Raw genomic sequence first — 4,900 nt, 5'->3', positions numbered from 1 at the left:
CTTTCTTGAATTCCTATTATTCTATCAGCTTTTATACCAAACTTATCGTTCTTCTTTATATGAATCTAATTTTTTAAATCCATTTATTGCATATCTTCCTTGCTTTGCATTTATGCAACGGCCTTACAGATGCGACAGAACCCATATCATAGCAGCTTTCTCAATTACATGCTATATTTGTTTAGCAATGCCAATTTTTTAAATCCATTTATTGCATATCTTCCTTGCTTTGCATTTATGCAACGGCCTTTAGTTGTAAATAAGGCTAAATATATTGGTAAAAATTTTAATGAATTTAGTATTTGTAGTGCTGGTTCATATAAAGAATTAGGTACTATTGCAAAAAAAGACTTGGCGAAAAATTTAGTTGATAAGTTGGAAAAATTGCTAGGCTAGGAGAATCATAAAAAACCTTATTTAATTTTTTTGATTTTCATTTTTACACCATTTGTAAATTTTAAATGTTGATTGTTGTCTAAATTAAATTTAGAGGCAAGTAGCGTTATATTTTGATAATCTAAAATTATATCTTTATTGGAAGATATTGTATGATCCTCGTAGTTAATTAACAAATTAGGTGAGTGCAATTTTATTATATTTTTGTTATTAATATATATTTCGCCATCTAAAAAAATTTTTCTTTTATCAATCATTAATATAGCTTTTTGCGCATAAAAATTAAAATCAAAATTATTCTTTAATTTTACGTTTCCTGAGATAGACTCTAAATCAATTTGTGAATTCACTTTATTTGCACTTTTTGCTTGAATGGCTAATTCCCTATGTTCATTATCATAAAAAAAATATTGCGGGTTTAATATGGATGTTTCGTATTTGGATTTGGTCAGTGGTGATGTTTCTTGAGATGAGGTTATCATATTTTCTGTCTCTAACATATTGATATAATAATTGATGATTAAGGATATGCACATCCCGGTCAGTATAAGTAAAAGACTGAATTTAATAGAATTTTTATGTTTCATTAAACTATTCCTGCTCTCACTAAGTCATGCATGTGAATAATACCTATAAGCTTTTTTTCTTTAACAACAAAAATTTGTGTAATGTTATTCTCATTCATTATAAATAAAGCTTGGGAAGCAAATATATCTTTTTCCACTGCAAAAGGGTTTTTGCTCATAATATCTTTTGCTTTTACATTTTTGAAATCCATATCGATATGCCTTCTTAAGTCTCCATCAGTTACGATTCCAATTAATTCATCTTTCTTGTTTAATACTCCAGTACAGCCAAATCCCTTTTTTGTCATCTCAAGAATAACGTCCATTCCAGAGCTATCGGCTGTGACTGTTGGTATAGAGTCCTTTTTATGCATTAATTTTGATACTTTTAATAATCTTGCTCCAATTTTTCCTCCTGGATGTAAAATTTTAAAATCTTCCTTGGAAAAGTTTCTTAACCTCTGTAATGCAATTGCTATAGCGTCCCAGTAAGCAATCATCATTATAACAGATGTGGATGGGACATCTATATCAGAAGCTTCTTTGCTATTAGGTAAGATAATCGGTAAGTCAGAAATTTTACTTAAAACAGAAGTACTTTTCCTAGTAATGCCAATTATGTATATATTGAATCTTTTACAATAATCAATTATTGTATTTAATTCATAAGTATCACCTGAATTTGATAATAACACTACTACATCGTTTTTGGTGATCATTCCTAAATCTCCATGCCCTGCCTCTGCAGGATGTATGAAAAAAGAGGGAGTACCAGTTGAGGACAAGGTTGAAGATATTTTTCTTGCTACATACCCACTTTTGCCAATTCCGCTTAATATTAGCCTGCCATTGATATGTATGATTTTTTTTATTATTGTGCAGAAATTTGAGTCTATTGCTTCTTTTAAATCTTTCAGCCCGTTTATTTCATCTTCTATAATCTGCTTGCCAACCAATATTAAATCATTTTCTTTTTGCATGTTTATAACTTATCTATTAGAAGAAATAATTTAGTAAACTTGCGCATATACTAACACAAGTTTATGCATAATGTAATTAACTTGTGTTAGAGTGCAATATTATTTATAATCTGTCTTCGGCTGAGGTTATATTTCACCATAACCAAGTTTACAAATTTTCTAATAATTTAAATATGAAAATAAAATTTTTTATTGCTATTTACTGTATTTTTATAAATTTTTCTTTTGCTAATGATATTAATTTAATTAATGAAGTTGAAAATTATTTAAATAATATTCGAACATTATCTGCTGATTTTCAACAGATATCACCTTTAAACAAGCATAAATCTTCATCTGGAAAGTTATATATATCTAAACCAGGGATGTTAAGATTTGACTATCTAGAACCAAAGAAATTAACAATTATTTTAAGGGATGAGAATATCATGTATCATGATCACGAATTACAAGAAGTGTCTTATTTGAGTCAAAGTAATTATTTTTTTAAACTGCTTTCAGAAAAAAATATCAAATTAGCAAGCGACGTTAAGAAGATTAACTTGGCTAATAATGAAGTTCATCTATATATTGATAAAATGGTAGATAATGTTAATACTAATATAATCATGATATTATCGCATAATCCCATGAATTTGAAAGAAGTGCACATAAATAATAGTGAAGCAGAGAAATATTTTTTGTATTTTACTAATATCAAATATAACTTAAGTTTTGATAAGAAGTTTTTTTCTCTTCAGCATCCACAATTTTATTCAGCACCTTATTAATATGAATGTAAGAACAAGATTTGCTCCAAGCCCTACTGGTACATTGCATATTGGTGTAGCGAGGACTGCGATTTTCAATTGGTTATTTGCTAAGAGGAATAATGGTAAATTTTATCTAAGAATAGAGGACACTGATCGTGAACGCTCAAAAGATGAATATGTCGAATCCATAAAACATGGATTAAATTGGTTGGGATTAAATTGGGATGGGAACATTGTTTTTCAATCACAGCGTGTTGAAAGGCACAAAGAAGTAGCTCAAGCATTAATAAACAAAGGTGTGGCGTATCATTGCTATGCTACACAAGAGGAAATACAAAATTTCAGAGACGCTAATCCTGGGCAGAAATTCATAAGTAAATGGCGAGATGGCGCTCAATATTATGGAAGTAGCTTGCCAGTCGTGAGACTCAGAATTAACGATGATGGCATGACAAAGATAAATGATCTAGTTTTAGGCGAGATAGAGGTGAAGAATGGAGAGATGGATGACATGGTGTTACTTAGATCAGATAAAACACCAACGTACCTGCTTTCCTGTGTTGTAGATGATTATGACATGCAAATTTCGCATATCATAAGAGGGAATGATCATCTAACTAACACTTTTCGCCAGTTGCAAATTTTAAAGGCTATTGGCTGGAAGGAGCCAAGCTATGTACACATACCATTAATTCATGGCAATGATGGCCGCAAAATATCTAAAAGAGATGGGGGGGTAGGACTGGAGGAATACAGGGAAAGCGGCTATTTACCAGAGGCATTATTTAATTATCTATTGAGGTTGGGTTGGGGGCACGAGAATAGAGAAATCATCAATGCTCAGGAGGCTATTCAAATTTTTAATTTGGCCGACATAAGTAAATCTCCTGCAAGATTTGATTTGGATAAATTGAATTTTATCAACCAATACTACATTAGGTCATTGGATGATGAGATAATTTTTGCTAAAATAATTAACCAGGTTAATAAAGAATTACTGAATGAAAAATGTTTGGAGAAGATCAAAAAATCTATTTCATTAATAAAATCAAGGGGTCAAACTATTAATGATTTAGTGGATCTAGTATCGATATTCATTTCATATTCCAATCCTATTGATGAGCAATCAAAAGAGATTTTAGCGCTTAATGAGTCCAAGCAAATATTAGTAAATATTTTAGACACCTTTAAAGATGAGCAAAATTGGAATGCTGATATGTTAAAACAACTTTGCTCTAACTTTGCAGCAAAATATGAAATTAAGATTTCAGTCATTATGAAAGCTTTAAGGGCTGGAGTTTTAGGAACCTTTAAATCTCCACCGATATACGAAACTCTCGAAATTTTAGGCAAGGAAGAAACGATGCATAGAATATCACAAATTATAGATCAGGGCTGAATTGTATTGAGTATTTGAAATAATTTAAAAATTAAGCTAGATTGTGTAGGCAATTATATATGTTGTGTAGTGTTTAAAGTATTTATTTTTATTTTATTTTTAATTGTCGTAGTGTTCTTTTTTGCTCTTGTTTTTGCATATAAATTGCTTTTGAAGCCATTTAGTATTAATAAGAACGGTATTAGGAAGGATAAAATTAAGAATGTTAATAGTATTGAAGAGAGAGATGAGTAAGTAGTGTTATATATGTTTTTTATGTGATCAGTAATTTGATAATTTATTTTGTAGTGAGAAAGGTGGATGCTAAGCGTTTTTAAATTAATGAGATTAAGCAAAATTAGTAAATATATACTGATAGTAATGAGTATTGTACTTATAGCTATAATTTTGTACTTGGGAATGTTGTATCTAAAGGAGCAGAGTGAAAAAAATCATAATAATTACTTAGTTAACGTTAGACAAACGCATAATAAATTTCGAGAAAAAATAGAAAATATTGAAATACTCTTAAATATTCTTGGAAGGATAATTGTTAAAAATAATTACCAAGAACCAGAGAAGATTTATGCTATAGTGGACTGAAAAATCAAGACAAAATTTTGAGAATTTTGCTTCCTATTATTAAGCAGCATTTTTCAATGCCTCTAAATAAACATTCATGGGCTTTTTATAGCCAATGCTAGAAAAGACCATTGCATAATAGGCAGAAAGAAACATATATGATAGAATGAAAAGATAAGTACATACGAAAGAGGAGGCAAAATGTCATTTTTAGTAAGAGAAGCAGAAGAACGTATAGAGAAGAGT

Annotated in this window: 8 protein-coding genes; 6 read left to right on the top strand and 2 right to left on the bottom strand. The window is 29.8% G+C overall.

Features of this window, described 5'->3' with window-relative positions:
• Positions 1–202: hypothetical protein (locus L8D11_RS03425; protein WP_236870277.1), on the top strand; the 202-nt coding region annotated here is incomplete at its 5' end.
• A complete protein-coding gene (locus L8D11_RS03420; RefSeq protein ID WP_236870276.1) occupies positions 169–396 on the top strand; it encodes a hypothetical protein in 228 nt (75 codons plus the stop codon). The genes L8D11_RS03425 and L8D11_RS03420, both read left to right, overlap by 34 nt.
• 17 nt (positions 397–413) lie before the next feature.
• On the opposite strand, the gene lptC is transcribed toward L8D11_RS03420, so the two are convergent.
• Both lptC and L8D11_RS03410 read right to left on the bottom strand, forming a co-directional pair.
• On the bottom strand, positions 414–932 hold the full coding sequence (gene lptC, locus L8D11_RS03415; RefSeq protein ID WP_336886382.1) for an LPS export ABC transporter periplasmic protein LptC: 519 nt from the start codon (positions 930–932) through the stop codon (positions 414–416).
• Between the two features lie 50 nt (positions 933–982).
• Positions 983–1,942: a KpsF/GutQ family sugar-phosphate isomerase gene (locus tag L8D11_RS03410; RefSeq protein WP_236870274.1), complete on the bottom strand. Its 960-nt coding sequence runs from the start codon at positions 1,940–1,942 to the stop codon at positions 983–985.
• 173 nt (positions 1,943–2,115) lie between these two features.
• On the opposite strand from L8D11_RS03410, the gene L8D11_RS03405 reads away from it, so the two are divergent.
• From L8D11_RS03405 to L8D11_RS03390, 4 genes are all read left to right on the top strand, one after another.
• Positions 2,116–2,712: a LolA family protein gene (locus L8D11_RS03405; protein WP_236870273.1), complete on the top strand. Its 597-nt coding sequence runs from the start codon at positions 2,116–2,118 to the stop codon at positions 2,710–2,712.
• 1 nt (position 2,713) lies between these two features.
• The gene (gene gltX, locus L8D11_RS03400; RefSeq protein WP_236870272.1) at positions 2,714–4,093 is read left to right on the top strand and encodes a glutamate--tRNA ligase; all 1,380 of its coding nucleotides are present in this window, start codon (positions 2,714–2,716) and stop codon (positions 4,091–4,093) included.
• Between the two features lie 69 nt (positions 4,094–4,162).
• The gene (locus tag L8D11_RS03395) at positions 4,163–4,327 is read left to right on the top strand and encodes a hypothetical protein (RefSeq protein WP_236870271.1); all 165 of its coding nucleotides are present in this window, start codon (positions 4,163–4,165) and stop codon (positions 4,325–4,327) included.
• A 66-nt stretch (positions 4,328–4,393) separates the two neighbouring features.
• A complete protein-coding gene (locus L8D11_RS03390) occupies positions 4,394–4,675 on the top strand; it encodes a hypothetical protein (protein WP_236870270.1) in 282 nt (93 codons plus the stop codon).
• The last annotated feature ends 225 nt before the right edge of the window (positions 4,676–4,900 follow it).

The sequence above is a fragment of the Candidatus Bandiella numerosa genome (assembly GCF_021811875.1).
GTDB lineage: Bacteria > Pseudomonadota > Alphaproteobacteria > Rickettsiales > Midichloriaceae > Aquirickettsia > Aquirickettsia numerosa_A.
The sequence above is the reverse complement of the archived record's forward strand: the minus strand, read 5'-3'. Positions and strand labels throughout refer to the sequence as shown.

Coding starts and splice junctions, on each gene's coding strand:
- lptC (WP_336886382.1), bottom strand. CDS start 932: ATGTGCATATCCTTAATCATCAATTATTATATCAATATGTTAGAGACA.
- L8D11_RS03390 (WP_236870270.1), top strand. CDS start 4,394: ATGCTAAGCGTTTTTAAATTAATGAGATTAAGCAAAATTAGTAAATAT.
- L8D11_RS03420 (WP_236870276.1), top strand. CDS start 169: ATGCTATATTTGTTTAGCAATGCCAATTTTTTAAATCCATTTATTGCA.
- gltX (WP_236870272.1), top strand. CDS start 2,714: ATGAATGTAAGAACAAGATTTGCTCCAAGCCCTACTGGTACATTGCAT.
- L8D11_RS03405 (WP_236870273.1), top strand. CDS start 2,116: ATGAAAATAAAATTTTTTATTGCTATTTACTGTATTTTTATAAATTTT.
- L8D11_RS03410 (WP_236870274.1), bottom strand. CDS start 1,942: ATGCAAAAAGAAAATGATTTAATATTGGTTGGCAAGCAGATTATAGAA.